The 14,829-nt window shown below is 65.2% G+C and carries 11 protein-coding genes; 5 read left to right on the top strand and 6 right to left on the bottom strand.

Features of this window, described 5'->3' with window-relative positions; all coding sequences use genetic code 11:
- Positions 1-7: 7 nt before the first annotated feature.
- Both ADBZ9O_RS29550 and ADBZ9O_RS29545 read right to left on the bottom strand, forming a co-directional pair.
- A complete protein-coding gene (locus tag ADBZ9O_RS29550; RefSeq protein ID WP_526526933.1) occupies positions 8-1,429 on the bottom strand; it encodes a glycosyltransferase family 2 protein in 1,422 nt (473 codons plus the stop codon).
- Positions 1,422-2,879 (bottom strand): hypothetical protein, encoded by a 1,458-nt coding sequence (locus ADBZ9O_RS29545; protein WP_526526931.1) that lies wholly within the window; start codon positions 2,877-2,879, stop codon positions 1,422-1,424. Before ADBZ9O_RS29545 ends, ADBZ9O_RS29550 begins: the two co-directional genes overlap by 8 nt.
- 241 nt (positions 2,880-3,120) lie before the next feature.
- Here ADBZ9O_RS29545 and pta point away from each other — a divergent pair, with 241 nt between their 5' ends.
- Genes pta through ADBZ9O_RS29525 form a run of 4 tightly spaced genes read left to right on the top strand, consistent with a single transcriptional unit; the run spans position 3,121 to position 8,779 of the window.
- Complete coding sequence (pta, locus tag ADBZ9O_RS29540) at positions 3,121-5,199, top strand: phosphate acetyltransferase (RefSeq protein WP_526526929.1); 2,079 nt, start codon at positions 3,121-3,123, stop codon at positions 5,197-5,199.
- Positions 5,196-6,392, top strand: coding sequence for an acetate/propionate family kinase (locus ADBZ9O_RS29535; RefSeq protein WP_526526927.1), 1,197 nt, complete (start codon positions 5,196-5,198; stop codon positions 6,390-6,392). Before pta ends, ADBZ9O_RS29535 begins: the two co-directional genes overlap by 4 nt.
- Before the next feature lie 7 nt (positions 6,393-6,399).
- A complete protein-coding gene (gene ureA / locus ADBZ9O_RS29530; RefSeq protein ID WP_526526926.1) occupies positions 6,400-7,089 on the top strand; it encodes an urease subunit gamma in 690 nt (229 codons plus the stop codon).
- On the top strand, positions 7,082-8,779 hold the full coding sequence (locus ADBZ9O_RS29525) for an urease subunit alpha (protein ID WP_526526924.1): 1,698 nt from the start codon (positions 7,082-7,084) through the stop codon (positions 8,777-8,779). The genes ureA and ADBZ9O_RS29525 overlap by 8 nt, the downstream gene beginning before the upstream one ends.
- A 73-nt stretch (positions 8,780-8,852) precedes the next feature.
- On the opposite strand, the gene ADBZ9O_RS29520 is transcribed toward ADBZ9O_RS29525, so the two are convergent.
- From ADBZ9O_RS29520 to glnX, 3 genes are read right to left on the bottom strand one after another with little or no spacing between them, the layout of a single operon-like run.
- Positions 8,853-11,186 carry a serine/threonine-protein kinase gene (locus ADBZ9O_RS29520; RefSeq protein WP_526526922.1) on the bottom strand — a complete coding sequence of 778 codons (2,334 nt, stop codon included), beginning with the start codon at positions 11,184-11,186 and terminating at the stop codon, positions 8,853-8,855.
- Between the two features lie 9 nt (positions 11,187-11,195).
- Positions 11,196-12,170, bottom strand: a complete 975-nt coding sequence (locus tag ADBZ9O_RS29515; RefSeq protein ID WP_526526921.1) for a glutamate ABC transporter substrate-binding protein — start codon at positions 12,168-12,170, stop codon at positions 11,196-11,198.
- Positions 12,167-13,486, bottom strand: a complete 1,320-nt coding sequence (gene glnX, locus ADBZ9O_RS29510; RefSeq protein WP_526526919.1) for a protein kinase G-activating protein GlnX — start codon at positions 13,484-13,486, stop codon at positions 12,167-12,169. The genes ADBZ9O_RS29515 and glnX overlap by 4 nt, the downstream gene beginning before the upstream one ends.
- A 188-nt stretch (positions 13,487-13,674) precedes the next feature.
- On the opposite strand from glnX, the gene ADBZ9O_RS29505 reads away from it, so the two are divergent.
- On the top strand, positions 13,675-14,178 hold the full coding sequence (locus ADBZ9O_RS29505; RefSeq protein WP_526526918.1) for an NUDIX hydrolase: 504 nt from the start codon (positions 13,675-13,677) through the stop codon (positions 14,176-14,178).
- Here the strand turns inward: ADBZ9O_RS29505 and thiE are convergent.
- Entirely contained in the window at positions 14,141-14,821 is a 681-nt protein-coding gene (gene thiE / locus ADBZ9O_RS29500; protein ID WP_526526916.1) for a thiamine phosphate synthase, read from the bottom strand. The genes ADBZ9O_RS29505 and thiE overlap by 38 nt on opposite strands.
- Positions 14,822-14,829: the final 8 nt, after the last annotated feature.

Below are 14,829 nucleotides of genomic sequence, written 5' to 3'. Positions count from 1 at the left end.
CAAATTCCTACCTAGTAACGCTTTCCAGGCCAGAGGAGGGCTGGGTAAGGCCGTGGACGGTTTTCTCCCAGAAGAACGGCCGGAAGATGAGCTGGTAAATCGCCTTGATCGAGGCGACTGATTGCAAAATCCAGTAGAGAGGAGCCAGCAGGGCCGCCCACCAGAGGTGTGGTTTGCCCAGCGCCTTGGTGACTATCAGCCCCACGAAAATCGATGTGGGAGCTCCGATCAGGAAGAGCACCAGGCAGATGTAGTACGGAATGGGCGGGAAGAACATGCCGACGATTGTCGGACGTCCGCTGATCCAGGCCAACATGGTGAACCAGAACAGCAAGTTGAACGCATTCGTGATCGGAATGCCACCGGTCATGTTGACCAGACGCAACATCGCCTTCGTACCGATCTCGCGATGCAGTCGTACCGGGTGCCGGAAATGGACGATCATCGTCTGCAGGTAACCCTTGTACCACCGTGACCGTTGCCGGATCCAGTTCACCACATCGGAATTGGCTTCTTCGAGCGTGATGGAGTCGAGGATCAGAGTGCGGTACCCGTGGCGCGCCAGCCGGACACCCAGGTCGGCATCCTCGGTGACGTTGAACTCGTCCCAACCACCGATCGCCCGCCAGACCGAGACGGGCATGTGGTTGGACGTACCACCCAGTGGAACAACGCCGTTGGCTGCCTCGACAGTCGGCAGCACCAGGCTGAACCACTGGTCGTACTCGAGCCCAAACCAGCGGGTCAGCAGGTTTTGTTTTTCGTTGAAGTAGCCCAGGCGGGCTTGAATGCAGCCGATATTGGCCGGGGCCCGACGGAAGGCCACCACCGACTTGCGCAGCTGCAAGGGATCGGGCACGTCCTCGGCGTCGTAGATGGTGACCATCTCACCGCGAAGATCGGGCAGCGCCATTCCGTAATTGCAGGCTTTGGGTTTGGTCTTGGGCAGGCTGTCGGGAACCAGGACGACCCGAACCGTCTGCAGCGGCAGACCGTCGAGGGCCAGCTGGGTGGCCAGGTCGTCTTCCTCGATGAGCAGCAGTACTTCAAGTTTGTCCGCGGGATAGATGAGCTTGCCGACGCCGTTGATCAGATTTTCCACGATGGACGGTTCGTCATAGGCGGGCAACAGAACCGTGTACACCGGAAGGTCCTCATCCGGGATCGCCAGCGCCTCTTCGTCGGTGATGTGTACCTGAGACGGAGAATGAAGACCCCGCAGTAGCAACCAGTTTCGGTCGAGTGTGGACGCCACGTAGAGCGTGGCGACGATCGTGGTGATCGTGGGCAACACGGCGTGCGGGAAAAGCGCCATCAGGGCGGCCACGGCAGCGATGACCGCGGCGAGGCGGAACAGTGAATTGCGACCAAGTGCGGTACGGGCGGAGAAGTTGGGGGCGAGCAGGCTCCCGCCTGGCGTATCAGGCAACGGATGAACCACTCGCGCGCAGGAGCAGCTGGCTCACTTCGATGGCGCGGTCGACGACCTCGGGAGCGACCGGGCCAACGTCGTCGGCCTGCTGGCGGGCGATCCAGGCCAGCGGACCGGCGAAGTTATCCGACACTGTCAGGGGTTGCGGTGCAACGACACTCGTCCCATCGGCATTTTGGCTGACCACCACGGTCACCCGCTGGTATGCGTTACCGGTCTGCCACAGCCAGGTCAGGGCGTACCAGTCGGTGCCGGCTCCGTCTGAGGCCGCGTCCGCATCGCTGTGGGCGGTGCGTGCCCCCGGCGGAAGCTCGATATCCACCGATGCGGGCCGGTAGTTGACGGGTTTGGCCGTCGGGTACCAGATGGCGTCTGAATAGTCCTGTAGGACTGCGAGATTGGGGGCCGACAGGATGTCGACGGCGGCGGCGGGCCGGCCCGGTGTGGCGGGAACATCGAGTCGGGTCAGCGTGGCGTCCGGTCCGAGGAAACGGGTGACGAACGGGTAGTCGGTCTGCTGGCCGAGGCCGCTGCGCTCGGTCCAGTCAATAGCGGCCAGCTGCGGCGCAGGCGGGCCACTCGCAGGCAGATGGATGGACAGCAGGGCGGCGGCGATGAAGGCCAGCGCCAGCAGTGACTTGATCGAGAGGGGGTGGAAACCCACGCTCACGGCGCCGGTGCGGTGATTACCGGTCCATTCGGTGAAATGGTAGAGACCGAACGCTGTCAACACCGGGACAACGCCGGCGACGATGATGATCGTGACCGTCAGGCCGAGAATCGGGGTCAGCGCGATGGCTGCGCCTACGCCGATGACGAGATACACCGCAGCGGCGGTGAACCGCCACAGCTGTCGTGTCCTGCCACCTGCCATGTAGACGGCGTACGTGCCGAATATTGCCGCAACCACAACGGCGGCGGTATCGGATCCACCGAGGGCGGACGTGGCCAACAGATAGGGCACCGTCGTGGCACATACCAATGCGAACAGCCACACCTGCCACATTCGCACTACGTGCCGGACGCTGAAGATCACCATGCCTGCGCAGGCGACCCAGACCAGGCCGCCGACCAGCTCGAGGCGCCACATGCCGGCCAGCGTCGGGAAGCGGTTCGTCACCAGGGCGATCATCGTGAATCCCGCGACACCGGTCAGCGCCGCGACAATCCAGTCCGACTCGTTGTCGCCGACACCCCGCGGGGGTGTGCGGTAGCCGGTGGCGGCCGTGAGGACCAATATCGGAGCCACGACAAGGAATGCGGCCCGAGATCCGTTGAAGGACTCGGTGATTACCCGAAGGAAAACCGCGCCATAGGCGCCGCAGAACAATGCGGCCACCGCTGCGGTCCGCCACCAGAACGCCAATCTGGAGTCACCGACGGACGCCAGAACATTCTCGTGTGTCGCAGTTTCAGTTCCGCTACCAACGACTTCGGTGACAGCCATGCAAACCTCCGCAAGAAAAACCTGGCGATCGAGTCCGCATCCGCACTCGGCGTGAGAAGAGTGGGTGGAACTCCCGCGGGAAGGAGATTATCCGGCACGCGCGTGTTTGGCAAATTGCCGCGCCCGTAAAGCATGGACTTTTTGTCGAGTATTCCGTCCATATCGTCATATACAGCAAATAATTGGTGCCATTGGTGGATGTCGTCTGGCCTGACAGGGCTATGTAGGGGAAGCTTGTCGGGTGCACGACGGCAATAGCTCATCCGCTCGCGTATACGTCGCTTCGCCAGAAGGTGACACCGGAAAATCGACGATCGCGCTCGGCATCCTTCATCGGTTGACTGCCAGTGTGGCCCGGGTCGGCGTGTTTCGGCCGATCACCCGCGCCGGCGAGTCCACTGACTACATCCTCGAACTTCTGCTGGCCCATACGACGGCCGGACTGCCCTATGACCAGTGCGTGGGGGTCAGTTATCAGCGGCTGCACGAGGACTCCGATGCCGCGATCGCCGATATCGTCGACCGCTTTCACAACGTCGCCGACCAGTGTGATGCGGTATTGATCGTCGGCAGCGATTACACCGACGTCGCCAGCCCTAGTGAGCTGAGCGTCAATGCGCGGATCGCGGTCAATCTCGGCGCCCCGGTGGTGCTCGCGGTCCGGGCCCAGGGCCGCACCCCCGAGGAGGTCGCCGGGGTTGTCGAACTATGTCTGGCCGAACTCGGGTCTCAACACGCTCACACCGCCGCGGTGGTGGCCAACCGGTGTGCCCCTGCGCAGCTGGCCGAGGTCGCCGATGCACTGCGCCGATTCGAGCCGACGTCCTACGTGCTGCCCGAGGACGCCCTGCTGGACGCGCCGTCGGTCGCGGACCTGCAGGCCGCCGTCGGCGGCACGCTGATCAAGGGCGATGAGGCGTTACTCGGTCGTGAGGTGCTCGATGTGCTGGTTGCCGGTATGACCGCCGAACACGTCCTGGAACGGTTGACCGAGGGTGTGGCGGTGGTGACGCCGGGCGACCGATCCGATGTCGTGCTTGCGGTGATGAGTGCGCACGCGGCGGAGGGGTTTCCCTCCTTATCTGCTGTCATCCTCAACGGCGGACTCGAACTGCACCCGGCGATCGCCGCACTGGTGGATGGGCTGCGCCTGCGACTGCCTATCGTCGCGACCGACCTGGGCACGTTCGAAACCGCTAGTGCGGTGGCATCTGCGCGTGGTCGGGTGACGGTCAACTCGCAGCGCAAGATCGATACCGCGATCGAGCTGATGGAACGGTACGTCGATATCGAAGGCCTACTCGACCATCTGGCGATTCCGATCCCGACGGTGACGACGCCCCAGATGTTCGAGTATCAGCTGCTGGATCAGGCTCGCTCCGACCGCAAGCGGATAGTGCTGCCCGAGGGCGAGGACGACCGCATCCTGAAAGCGGCGGGCAGGCTGCTGCAGCGCGGCGTCGCCGACCTGACGATTTTGGGCGACGAGCCGGAGGTACGCGCCCGCGCTGCCGAATTGGGTGTCGATCTTTCCGATGCCGTGGTGCTCAATCCCCGTACCAGTGAGCTGTGCGACACCTTCGCCGAGCAGTACGCGGAACTGCGCCATAAGAAGGGCATCACCGTCGAGCAGGCCCGCGAGATCATCCATGACGTGTCGTACTTCGGCACCATGCTGGTCCACAACGATCTGGTGGACGGGATGGTCTCCGGCGCCGTGCACACCACCGCGCATACGGTGCGGCCCGCGTTCGAGATCATCAAGACGCGTTCGGGTGTTTCTACAGTGTCGAGCATTTTCCTGATGTGCCTGGCCGACCGGGTGCTCGCCTACGGGGACTGCGCGATCGTTCCAGACCCCACCGCCGAGCAGCTCGCCGATATTGCGATCAGCAGCGCCCAGACCGCCGCCCAGTTCGGTATTCAACCGCGGGTGGCGATGCTGTCCTACTCGACCGGCAGCTCGGGCACCGGGGCCGATGTCGATAAGGTTCGCGCCGCCACCGAACTCGTCCGCCAGCGGGCACCGGAGCTGCTGGTTGAAGGGCCGATCCAATACGACGCCGCCGTCGAACCGTCGGTCGCGGCCACCAAGATGCCTGATTCGCCGGTCGCGGGCCGGGCCACGGTGCTGATCTTCCCCGACCTCAACACCGGCAACAACACCTACAAGGCAGTGCAGCGCAGTGCCAACGCGGTTGCCATCGGCCCGGTGTTACAAGGGCTGAACAAGCCGGTCAACGACCTGTCCCGGGGTGCGTTGGTCTCCGATATCGTCAACACCGTGGCCATCACCGCGATTCAAGCTCAGACGGTATGACTCACACCGTCTTAGTGCTCAACTCGGGCTCGTCGTCGCTGAAATATCAGCTGGTGGAGCCGAATTCAGGTGCATCGCTGGCACACGGCATCGTCGAGCGGATCGGCGACGAGGTATCGTCGGCCACCCTGAAAACCGGTGACCGTGAGTTGCACCGCGATGACCCGATCATCGACCACGATGCGGCGCTACGGGCCGTCTTCGAGCTGTTCGCCGAGTCGGGCACCGACCTGGTGGCGATGGGTCTGGCCGCGGTGGGACACCGGGTGGTCCACGGTGGTCAGAAGTTTTATCGACCCACGGTGGTCGATGATGCGCTGATCGAGAAGTTGCAGGAGCTGTCCCCGCTGGCGCCCCTGCACAACCCGCCTGCGCTGCTGGGTATCGAGGTGGCGTGCCGGTTACTGCCGGATGTCCCGCACATCGCGGTCTTCGACACCGCGTTCTTCCATGACCTGCCGCCGGCATCGGCGACCTATGCGATCGACCGTGATATCGCCGAGCGGTGGCATATCCGCCGGTACGGGTTTCACGGCACCTCACATCAGTACGTCAGTGGGCAGGCGGCCGAGTTCCTCGGGGTTCCGTTGGAGAGCCTGAATCAGATAGTGCTGCATCTGGGTAACGGTGCATCGGCGACGGCCATCGTCGGCGGTCGAGCCGTCGACACGTCGATGGGTCTGACCCCTTTGGAAGGTCTGGTGATGGGCACCCGCAGCGGTGACGTCGACCCTGGGCTGTTCGGGTATCTCCAGCGGACGGCGCAGATGACTGTCGAGGAGATCGACTCGATGCTCAACCGAAACGCGGGAATACGCGGGCTGGGCGGCGAGACCGATTTCCGGGCTCTGCACAAGCAGATAGCCGGCGGTGATCAGGCCGCCCGGCTGGCCTACGAGGTCTACATCCATCGGTTACGCAAGTACATCGGCGCGTACCTGGCGGTGCTCGGTAGCACCGACGTCATCACCTTCACCGCAGGTATTGGCGAGAACGACGCGGCCGTGCGCCGCGATGCGCTGACGGGGCTGGCGCCGTTGGGGATTGAACTCGACGAGCATCTCAACGACAGCCCGGCCCGCGGCGCCCGGCTCATCTCCGCCGACAAATCACCGATCACGGTGCTGGTCATCCCGACCAATGAGGAGTTGGCGATCGCGCGGGCATGCTTACAGGTGCTCGAGGCGGCGTGATCTCCTGATGCGGCTGACTCCGAGCGAACGCGACCGCCTGCTGCTGTTCACCGCGGCACAACTCGCGCGTGAACGCCGAGCGCGCGGGCTGCGCCTGAACGTGCCGGAGGCGACGGCGCTGATCGCCGACACCATCTGCGAGGCGGCTCGCGATGGTGCCCGCCTCGTCGATGCGATGGCGGCCGGACAGGCGGCGCTCGGCCCGGATGACGTCCTGCCAGGGGTGCCGGACATCGTCACCTCCGTCGATGTCGAGGCGCTCTTTGACGACGGCACCCGCCTGGTGGTTCTGACGGATCCGTTCGGCGGCGGTTCGCTGGGTTCCGACGCCCCTGGCGCGGCGCTACCCGGTCCGATGCCGATGCCCGAAGCCGTTGATGTGGTGTTGCTTTCGGTCACCAACACCTCATCCGTGCCGATCAGTGTGACGTCCCACTTTCATTTTTTCGAGGCCAATCCGCGGTTGTCCTTCGATCGCGCCGCGGCCTACGGCAGGCGGGCGGCGATTCCCGCAGGCGCCTCGGTCCGTTTCGATCCCGGCGCCACCGCCGAGGTCGAGTTGACGCCGATCGGTGGGGCACGGATCGCGATCGGGTTCGCCGGACTGGTCGACGGCCCATTGGATGCACCGGGAGCCAAAGACGAAGCGCTGCATCGGGCTCGGGAATGTGGGTACCTGGGAGCCGGCGATGAGTGACTACGGTGCGCACGACTACATCGCGACCTACGGCCCCCGCACGGGAGACCGGGTCCGGCTTGGCGATACCGGGCTGATCATCGAAGTCGAGGACGACTCATCGCAACCCGGTGACGAGTTTCTGGTCGGGTTCGGGAAAACCGCCCGCGACGGCCTGCACCTGTTGGCCACCACGGTTCGCGAAACCTGCGATGTGGTGATCAGTAACGTCCTGGTGATCGATGCGATACTGGGAATTCGCAAGGTGTCCATCGGAATTCGGGACGGCCGTATTGCCGCGGTCGGTCGGGCGGGGAATCCGAATACCCTCGACGGTGTCGAGGTGGTGGTAGGAACGGGGACGACGATCGTCTCCGGCGAAGGCCTGATCGCCACCGCCGGTGCCGTTGACACCCATGTACATCTGTTGTCCCCGCGCATCATGGAGGCGTCGCTGGCCTCCGGTGTCACGACGATCATCGGCCAGGAGTTCGGCCCGGTCTGGGGTGTCGGGGTGAACTCGCCGTGGGCGCTTCGACACGCGTTCAAATCCTTCGATGCGTGGCCGGTGAACATCGGATTCCTCGGCCGCGGTTCGTCATCCGATGAGGGGCCGCTGATCGAGGCGCTGGTCGAAGGTGGTGCGAGCGGCTTCAAAGTGCACGAGGACCTCGGTGCCCACACGCGCGCCCTCGACACGGCACTGACGGTGGCCGACGAATACGACGTCCAGGTGGCGCTGCACACCGACGGGCTCAACGAATGCCTGTCCGTCGAGGACACCTTGGCCGTGCTCGGCGGGCGGACCATCCACGCCTATCACATCGAGGGATGCGGCGGCGGGCACGTGCCGAACGTCTTGCGACTCGCCGGGGAATCGAATGTCATTGGCTCCTCGACGAATCCGACCCTGCCATTTGGTCGCGATGCCACCGCTGAACACTTCCACATGATCATGACCTCGCATGGGCTCAAGGCCGACCTGCCCGGTGACACCGCGATGGCCCGCGACCGGATCAGGGCCGGGACGATGGGCGCCGAGGACGTCCTGCACGATCTCGGTGTCATCCCCATCACGTCATCGGACGCCCAGGGGATGGGCCGCGCCGGGGAGACGGTGCGCCGGACGTTTGCGATGGCCGGCAAGATGAAGGCGGATCTGGGTGCTCTACACGATGGAGAGGGGGCTGAGCGGCACGATAACGACCGGGTTCGTCGCTATATCGCCAAGCTGACCATCAATCCCGCGATCGCCCATGGTCTTTCACATGAGATCGGCTCGCTGGAGGTGGGCAAGCTCGCCGATATCGTGCTGTGGCGGCCCGAATTCTTCGGCGCAAAGCCCGAATTGGTGCTCAAGGCCGGCTTCCCCGCCTACGGAGTCACCGGTGATCCGAACGCCTCCATCGACCGGGCCCAGCCGCTGGTGTACGGCCCACTCTTCGGCGGGCATGGTGCCACACCCGCCGATCTGTCAGTGGCGTTCGTCAGCCAGGCCGCCGCCGGAGGCAGTACGGATCTGCTGACCACCAGGCGGCGCAGGGTCGGGGTCCGCGGTACCAGGGGAATCGGGCCCGCACAGATGGTGCACAACAACCGCACCGGGGCGGTCCGGGTGGCCGCTGATACGGGATTGGTCACCCTTGATGATGCCCCGATCGTCTCGGCGCCAGCGGATTCGGTCTCGCTGAGTCGGCTGTACTTCCTCTGATTCCCCGCGAGCAGACGTAGACGTCCAGCGACACGCCGGTTGGCGGGGGTTGTTTGCGACTGCTCGCGGGGAATTAGAAGGTACTGGTCGGGCGGACCGTATTGGCCAGATCGACCAGCGCATAGCGGTGCGCCTGGGTGGGTGCCACCCGGGCCAACGCCCGCAGTGAGGCCTCGACACCCAGCTGCAGACCGTGCGCGGTGAACGGGAAGCCGAGGATGTGATTGGCGCTGGCCTCGTGATCGGTGATCCAGTCCATCGCGGTACCCAGCACCAGTGCGCGCAGTTGCAGCACCCGGGGCTCGCTATCCGGCAGTGCCTCGACGCGCCTGGCGGCATCGCGCAGTTGTTGTTCGGTGACCTCGTTGATGGACCTGCCCGACAGTAGGGTCACGGCGCTGGTCAACCGCGCTGTGGTGAAATGCCTTGAGGTGGGCGGTACCTGGTCCAGCGTCTTGACAGCGGCCTCGCGTTGGCCGTCGACGGACTGGGCGCGGGCCAGGCCGAAACCTGCCGAGATCACCCCGTTGTCGGTACCCCACACTGTGCGGTAGAACCGCTCCTCGTGGGCAGAGCCCGCCAGCTCGGCGGTGGCGGCCAACGCCAGTTTCGGTGCCAGCTCGCCGGGCAGAGTGTCCAGCACCTCGGCGAAATGCTTTGTCGCCGAGTCATAGTCGGCGGTGAGTAGTTCGGAGACCGCGCGGAACCAGACCAGTCGCCAGCGCCAGCCGATCCGTTCGGTCAGCTCATCGAGCTTGCGGGTGGCCTTGGCCACATCGCCGAGATCCAGCAGTGCGCGGACCTCCATCAGTGGCAGCTCCACCGATTCGGCCAGGTCGATACCCTCTGAGTCCAGCGCGCCGTGCCGCGCCGCGCGCAACGAGTCCAGCGTCTGCACGGGTTGACTCAACACGTTCGCGCTCAGGATGGTGGCGCCGACATCGGCGGGGTCGACCAACGGCACGGGCAGCGCGCTGACGATTTCAGCAGCAGTCAACTTTTCCGAATGTGGTTGTCCGTCAAGGTAGACATCGGTATGGGCGACCAGCAGGTCGACGCCGAATGTGGAGCGCGACGGGCTGAACACCGTGGACAGGCCGGGCCGGGGAAAGCCGCTGTCGGTGGCCACCACCTCGCGCAACACACCGAGTAGCTGCCCGGACATTTCGTCGGCGCTGGCGAAGCGACGCCGCGGATCCGGGTCGATGGCCCGCCGCAGCAGCCTGCCGAAACTGTCATAGGTGGTCAGGACAGGATCGTCCTCGGGCAGGCCATCGGCGTAGCGGCCCTTGTGCGTACGCAGTTTGAGGGTGAGTGCGGCCAGGGTGCGACCGACCGTGTAGATATCGGTGGCAATCGTCGGGCCGGTTCGCACGATCTCCGGAGCCTGGTAACCCGGTGTGCCGTAAAGGTATCCGAACGAATTGATGCGCGAAACCGCACCGAGGTCGATCAGTTTGAGCTGCTCCTCGGTGAGCATGATGTTCTCGGGTTTGAGGTCGTTGTAGCACAGCCCGAGGGAGTGTAGATAGCCGAGGGCGGGCAGGATTTCGAGCATGTAGGCGATCGCCTGCGCGACGGGTAGCCGCGTGCCCTGGTCCTGCTTGAGGGATGTTCCGCCGACATACTCCATCACGATGTAGCCGACGGTTTCACCGTGGCTGTCCGGATGCTCGACGAAGTTGAAGATCTTGACGATCGACGGGTGAACGACCTCGGCCAGGAAGCGCCGCTCGGCCATCGCGATGGCCTGCGCTTCGGCGTCGCCGGCGTGCACCAGTCCCTTCAAGACCACCGGCCGTTCGTTGACGTTGTGGTCGACTGCCAGGTACACCCAGCCCAATCCACCGTGTGCGACACAGCCTTTGATCTCATACTGGTCGGCGACCATATCGCCGGGGCCCAGCTGCGGTAGGAACGAATACGCGCTGCCGCAGTGCGGGCACCAGCCCTCGGACAGCGCCTTACCGTCGGTACTGGACCGCCCGATCGGGCGCCCGCAGTTCCAGCAGAACCGCTTCGATTCGGCGACCACCGGATTCACCATCAACGCGGTCAGCGGGTCGATCTCGGGGACCCGCGGGATCTCGACGAGCCCGCCGCCGAGTCGCCGGGTCGGCGAGATGGCGCGGGTCACCGTCGTGGCGTGGTCCTGCGGCTCGGTCCCGGCGCTGGTGACGTAGGCGCCTTGGGAATCGTCGAAGTTGGGCCGGAAGATGGCCTGAGTGGCCATCGGACGCAGGGTGGACGCAGAATCGAAGATGATCTCCGCAGGCTGTGTTCCCGGGCAGTCAGCCTCAGCGTCGGTATCGGTATCGGTATCGGTATCGGTATCGGTATCGGTATCGACAGCGCTATCGGTATCCAGATCGCGGTCGGTGTCGTCGTCTGTTTCGGGTCCGCCCATCGTGGCCGCCTAGTCCACGTACCGGGGACTAGGCGGTGCCGGAGCAGGTCCAAGCACTGTCAACCACTTGCGGTACAACGTGTTCCAGGTGCCGTCGCGGCGAATGCGTTCCAAGGTGGCGTTGACGAACCGGACCAGCCCGGTGTTGTCCAGGTTGACACCGATGCCGTACGGCTCCTGATTCAGGCTGGGGCCGACGATATGCAGATAGGGGTCCTGTGCCACCAGCCCGGCCAGGATCGAATCATCGGTGGAGACGGCGTCGACCTGGCGCTGCTGCAGGGCGACCAGGCAGTCCGCCCAGGTCACCACCGAGACGATGATCGGGGCGGGGGTGATCTGCTGGATCCGCTTGAGGGAGGTGGTGCCCCTGGCCACGCATACCCGCTTACCGGACAGGTCGGAAGCCTGGGTGATCGGCGAATCGCGCGGAGCCAGGATCCGTTGGTAGGCGGTCAGATACACCGTCGAAAAGTTCACCAGCTCGCGGCGCTCGCAGGTGATGCTCATGGTCTTGACGACGATATCGACCTGGTTGTTCTGCAGCGCGGTGATCCGGTCGGCCGATGACAGGATTCGGTACTCGACCTGTGAGGGGGTGCCGAAAATATCGCGGGCCACCTCACCGGCGATATCGACGTCGAAACCGGTGATCTCACCGGTGATCGGGTCCCGGAAGCTGAACAGGTTGCTCCCGATGTCGAGCCCGACGATCAGCCTGCCGCGATTGCGAATGTTGGCCACGGCGGCGTCGGCCTCGGCCTTGGTGGGAAAGGGGCGCAGGCTGGCGGTTCGGTCACATTCGGTGGCCGCGGGATCCGGCGGTGCGGGGACCTGTGGGGACATCTCCTGCATGCCCTCAGGTGTCGGCGGGGAGATCGTCACACCCGGTTCCGGCGTCACCGACGCTGCCTGGCCGCAGCCGGTGAGCAGCAGCGTGGACAGCGCCAGGACGCTGAGAATCTTCCTGAGGCCGGCGCTCATCGGTACTCGCTCATTCGCGGCCACAGACCCAGCGCCACCGCGACCGCGGCGCCCAGACTCAACACCACACCGCCGACTGTGGTTCCGGACAGCACCCGTCGGGCGTTGAGGATGTCACCGCGTAACTGGGTGCGGCTCTCCTGGATCCCGCTGGTCAGTGCCGCCTCGAGTTTGTCGAACGCCGGGGTCGAATCGTCCTCGCCGGTACCCAGGGCTACCTGGGTGGCCGCCTGGTAGTTCCCGACGGCGATGTAGGCGTTGATCCGCTCATCGGCGGAGCGCCATTTGGTCAGCAATGCGTCGGCATTCTTGAGATCAGTGGTGTCGATGGCGTCGTGCCGATCGAGGTAGGCGGCCAACTGCTGCTGCATGGTGTCGATGCGTTGGTAATACGACTGTTTACGGACGTCTTCGTCGCCGCGGCGGATCAACGACAAGGTTTCGTCGGCCCGGGCTTGCTGCGCGGTGATCGCAAGATTGGTGATGGTCTTGAGCGATTCGGCGGCCGTGTCCTTCGCGCTGCGGCTGCCCGCCGTCGAAATGGCCAGGGCCGAACCGACCCAAATCACCATGATCATGATGGCCAACCCGCCGGCGATCAGACCGATGTTCACCCGGCGCCGGGTCCGGCGGGCCAGCCAGCGGTGCGCGAACGCACCGAAGACGATGGTCGTGGTGATCACCAGAATCACCGGAGTCGGAATGCGAGTCGAGGCAGTGGTCTCGGAGTCCACCCGCGCGGAGGTCTCCTCGTACAGCCGTTGCGCATCGGGCAGGATCTTGTCCTGCATCAGCGATGAGGCTTCCGACAGATACGACGAGCCCACCGGATTGCCTGCCCGGTTATTGGTCCGGGCGGTCTCGACCAGACCGGTGTAGATCGCCAGCTGAGAATTGATCCGGCCGAGAAGTTCCTGCATGGGCTCGTCGGTCAGCCCACTGGATGCCCTGGTCAGGGCCACCGCGGCATCGGTGATGGCCTGTTCGTAGCGCTGACGCACGGGTCTGGGTTCGGCGCCGGCGATGAATGCGGTGGCGGCGGCGGCGTCGGCCACCGACAGCGTGGTGTAGAGCTGGCCGGCCGCGAAGGCCAGCGGCTCGGTGTGATTCAGCACGGTGGTCAGCGCCTGCTGGCGGTGGTCGATGGTGGTCGACGTTGCAAACGCGCTCGACGCGCCCAGCGCGGCCAGAATCATGCCGATCGCCAAGATTCGGCCCGGCGTGGTCCAGATGAACCACCATCTGGGGTGCGCAGGTTCGGCAGGTGACCGGGACGCCAGCGGCTCGGTCGACGGGTGCGCCAGCTCGACCGTCACCTGTGCGGACCTACCTTCCGTCGTCCCGCGCTCGACTCCGAGAAGCTCGCCCCCGAAGCTGCCCAAAACTCTATAAGCGAATTCTAAGAGGTTTTCTGTGACAGATGGGGCTGGATCGACAAGTACGTGCAGAGCGGGGTGTCGCCGGACTGCAGGCGGTCCAGCGTTGGGCCGCTTATTCTGGACGCGTGCATGGCGACGGAGACGGGTGGGTGCTGTCCGAAACCGGCGCGCATTATTGGGGCCGCCACGGCGCGGCGGGCTTGTTGTTGCGGGCGCCGCGGCCTGACGGATCCCGCGCGGTGCTGTTACAACACCGGGCTGCCTGGAGTCATCAAGGCGGCACCTGGGGCTTACCCGGTGGCGCCAGGGACAGCCACGAAACCGTCGAGCAGGCCGCCGTGCGCGAGGCGCACGAAGAAGCCGGTCTGTCGGCCGACCAACTCACGGTTCGCATCAGTGTGGTGACCGCCGAGGTCGCCGGGACGGCCTGGACCTATACGACGGTGATCGCCGACGTGCCCACGCAGGTCGACACCGTGCCCAACCGGGAGAGCTCCGAGCTGCGTTGGGTGGCCGAGGATGAGGTCACCGAACTGCCGCTGCACCCCGGCTTCGCCGCCAGTTGGCAGCGGCTACGCGAGCTCGCCGCGACTATCCCACTGCTGGCAGGGCTGCAGCCAGACGGCTAGCGGCGGCCCGTGGATCGTCCGCGGCGGTGATGGCGCGCACCACCACCACGCGGGTCGCGCCGGCGTCGAGCACCTCGGGTAACCGCTGCTCGTCGATACCGCCGATGGCAAACCACGGTTTCGGCGGGTTCAGAGCTGCCACGGCGCGCACCAAATCCAGTCCCGGCGCCGCGCGGCCCGGTTTGGTCGGCGTCGGCCAGCACGGGCCGACACAGAAATAGTCGACCGCCTCGGTGACTGCGTGCCTGGCCTCTGGAAGGGCGTGCGTTGACCGCCCTAGCACTGGGCGCGCCCCGACGATATCGCGCGCTACCTGCAGCGGAAGGTCGTCCTGGCCAAGGTGCAGCACATCGGCGGACGCGGCCCTGGCGATATCGGCCCGGTCGTTCGCCGCGACCAGCGCACCGTGGCGTCGGGCGGCGTCTCGGAGAACCGCGAGTGCCTCAAGCTCCTGTTTGGCTTCCAGCGGGCCGAACCGGTGCTCACCGACCGAGCCCTTGTCGCGCAGCTGGATGATGTCGACGCCGCCGGCCAGCGCCGCATCGACGAACTCGACGAGATCGCCGCGCTCGCGGCGGGCATCGGTGCACAGGTAGAGCCGGGCGGTCAGGAGGCGGTCGAAGGGGAACGCAGTTGATGGCACCTGAGTAG

Source organism: Mycobacterium sp. (genome assembly GCF_965229105.1).
Taxonomy (GTDB): Bacteria; Actinomycetota; Actinomycetes; order Mycobacteriales; family Mycobacteriaceae; genus Mycobacterium.
The sequence above is the reverse complement of the archived record's forward strand: the minus strand, read 5'-3'. Positions and strand labels throughout refer to the sequence as shown.

Bases quoted from the DNA above. Each gene is read 5' to 3' on its own strand.
- ADBZ9O_RS29515 (WP_526526921.1), bottom strand. From the start codon at position 12,170: ATGAGCGCCGGCCTCAGGAAGATTCTCAGCGTCCTGGCGCTGTCCACG.
- ADBZ9O_RS29545 (WP_526526931.1), bottom strand. From the start codon at position 2,879: ATGGCTGTCACCGAAGTCGTTGGTAGCGGAACTGAAACTGCGACACAC.
- ADBZ9O_RS29520 (WP_526526922.1), bottom strand. From the start codon at position 11,186: ATGGGCGGACCCGAAACAGACGACGACACCGACCGCGATCTGGATACC.
- ADBZ9O_RS29535 (WP_526526927.1), top strand. From the start codon at position 5,196: ATGACTCACACCGTCTTAGTGCTCAACTCGGGCTCGTCGTCGCTGAAA.
- ADBZ9O_RS29525 (WP_526526924.1), top strand. From the start codon at position 7,082: ATGAGTGACTACGGTGCGCACGACTACATCGCGACCTACGGCCCCCGC.
- ureA (WP_526526926.1), top strand. From the start codon at position 6,400: ATGCGGCTGACTCCGAGCGAACGCGACCGCCTGCTGCTGTTCACCGCG.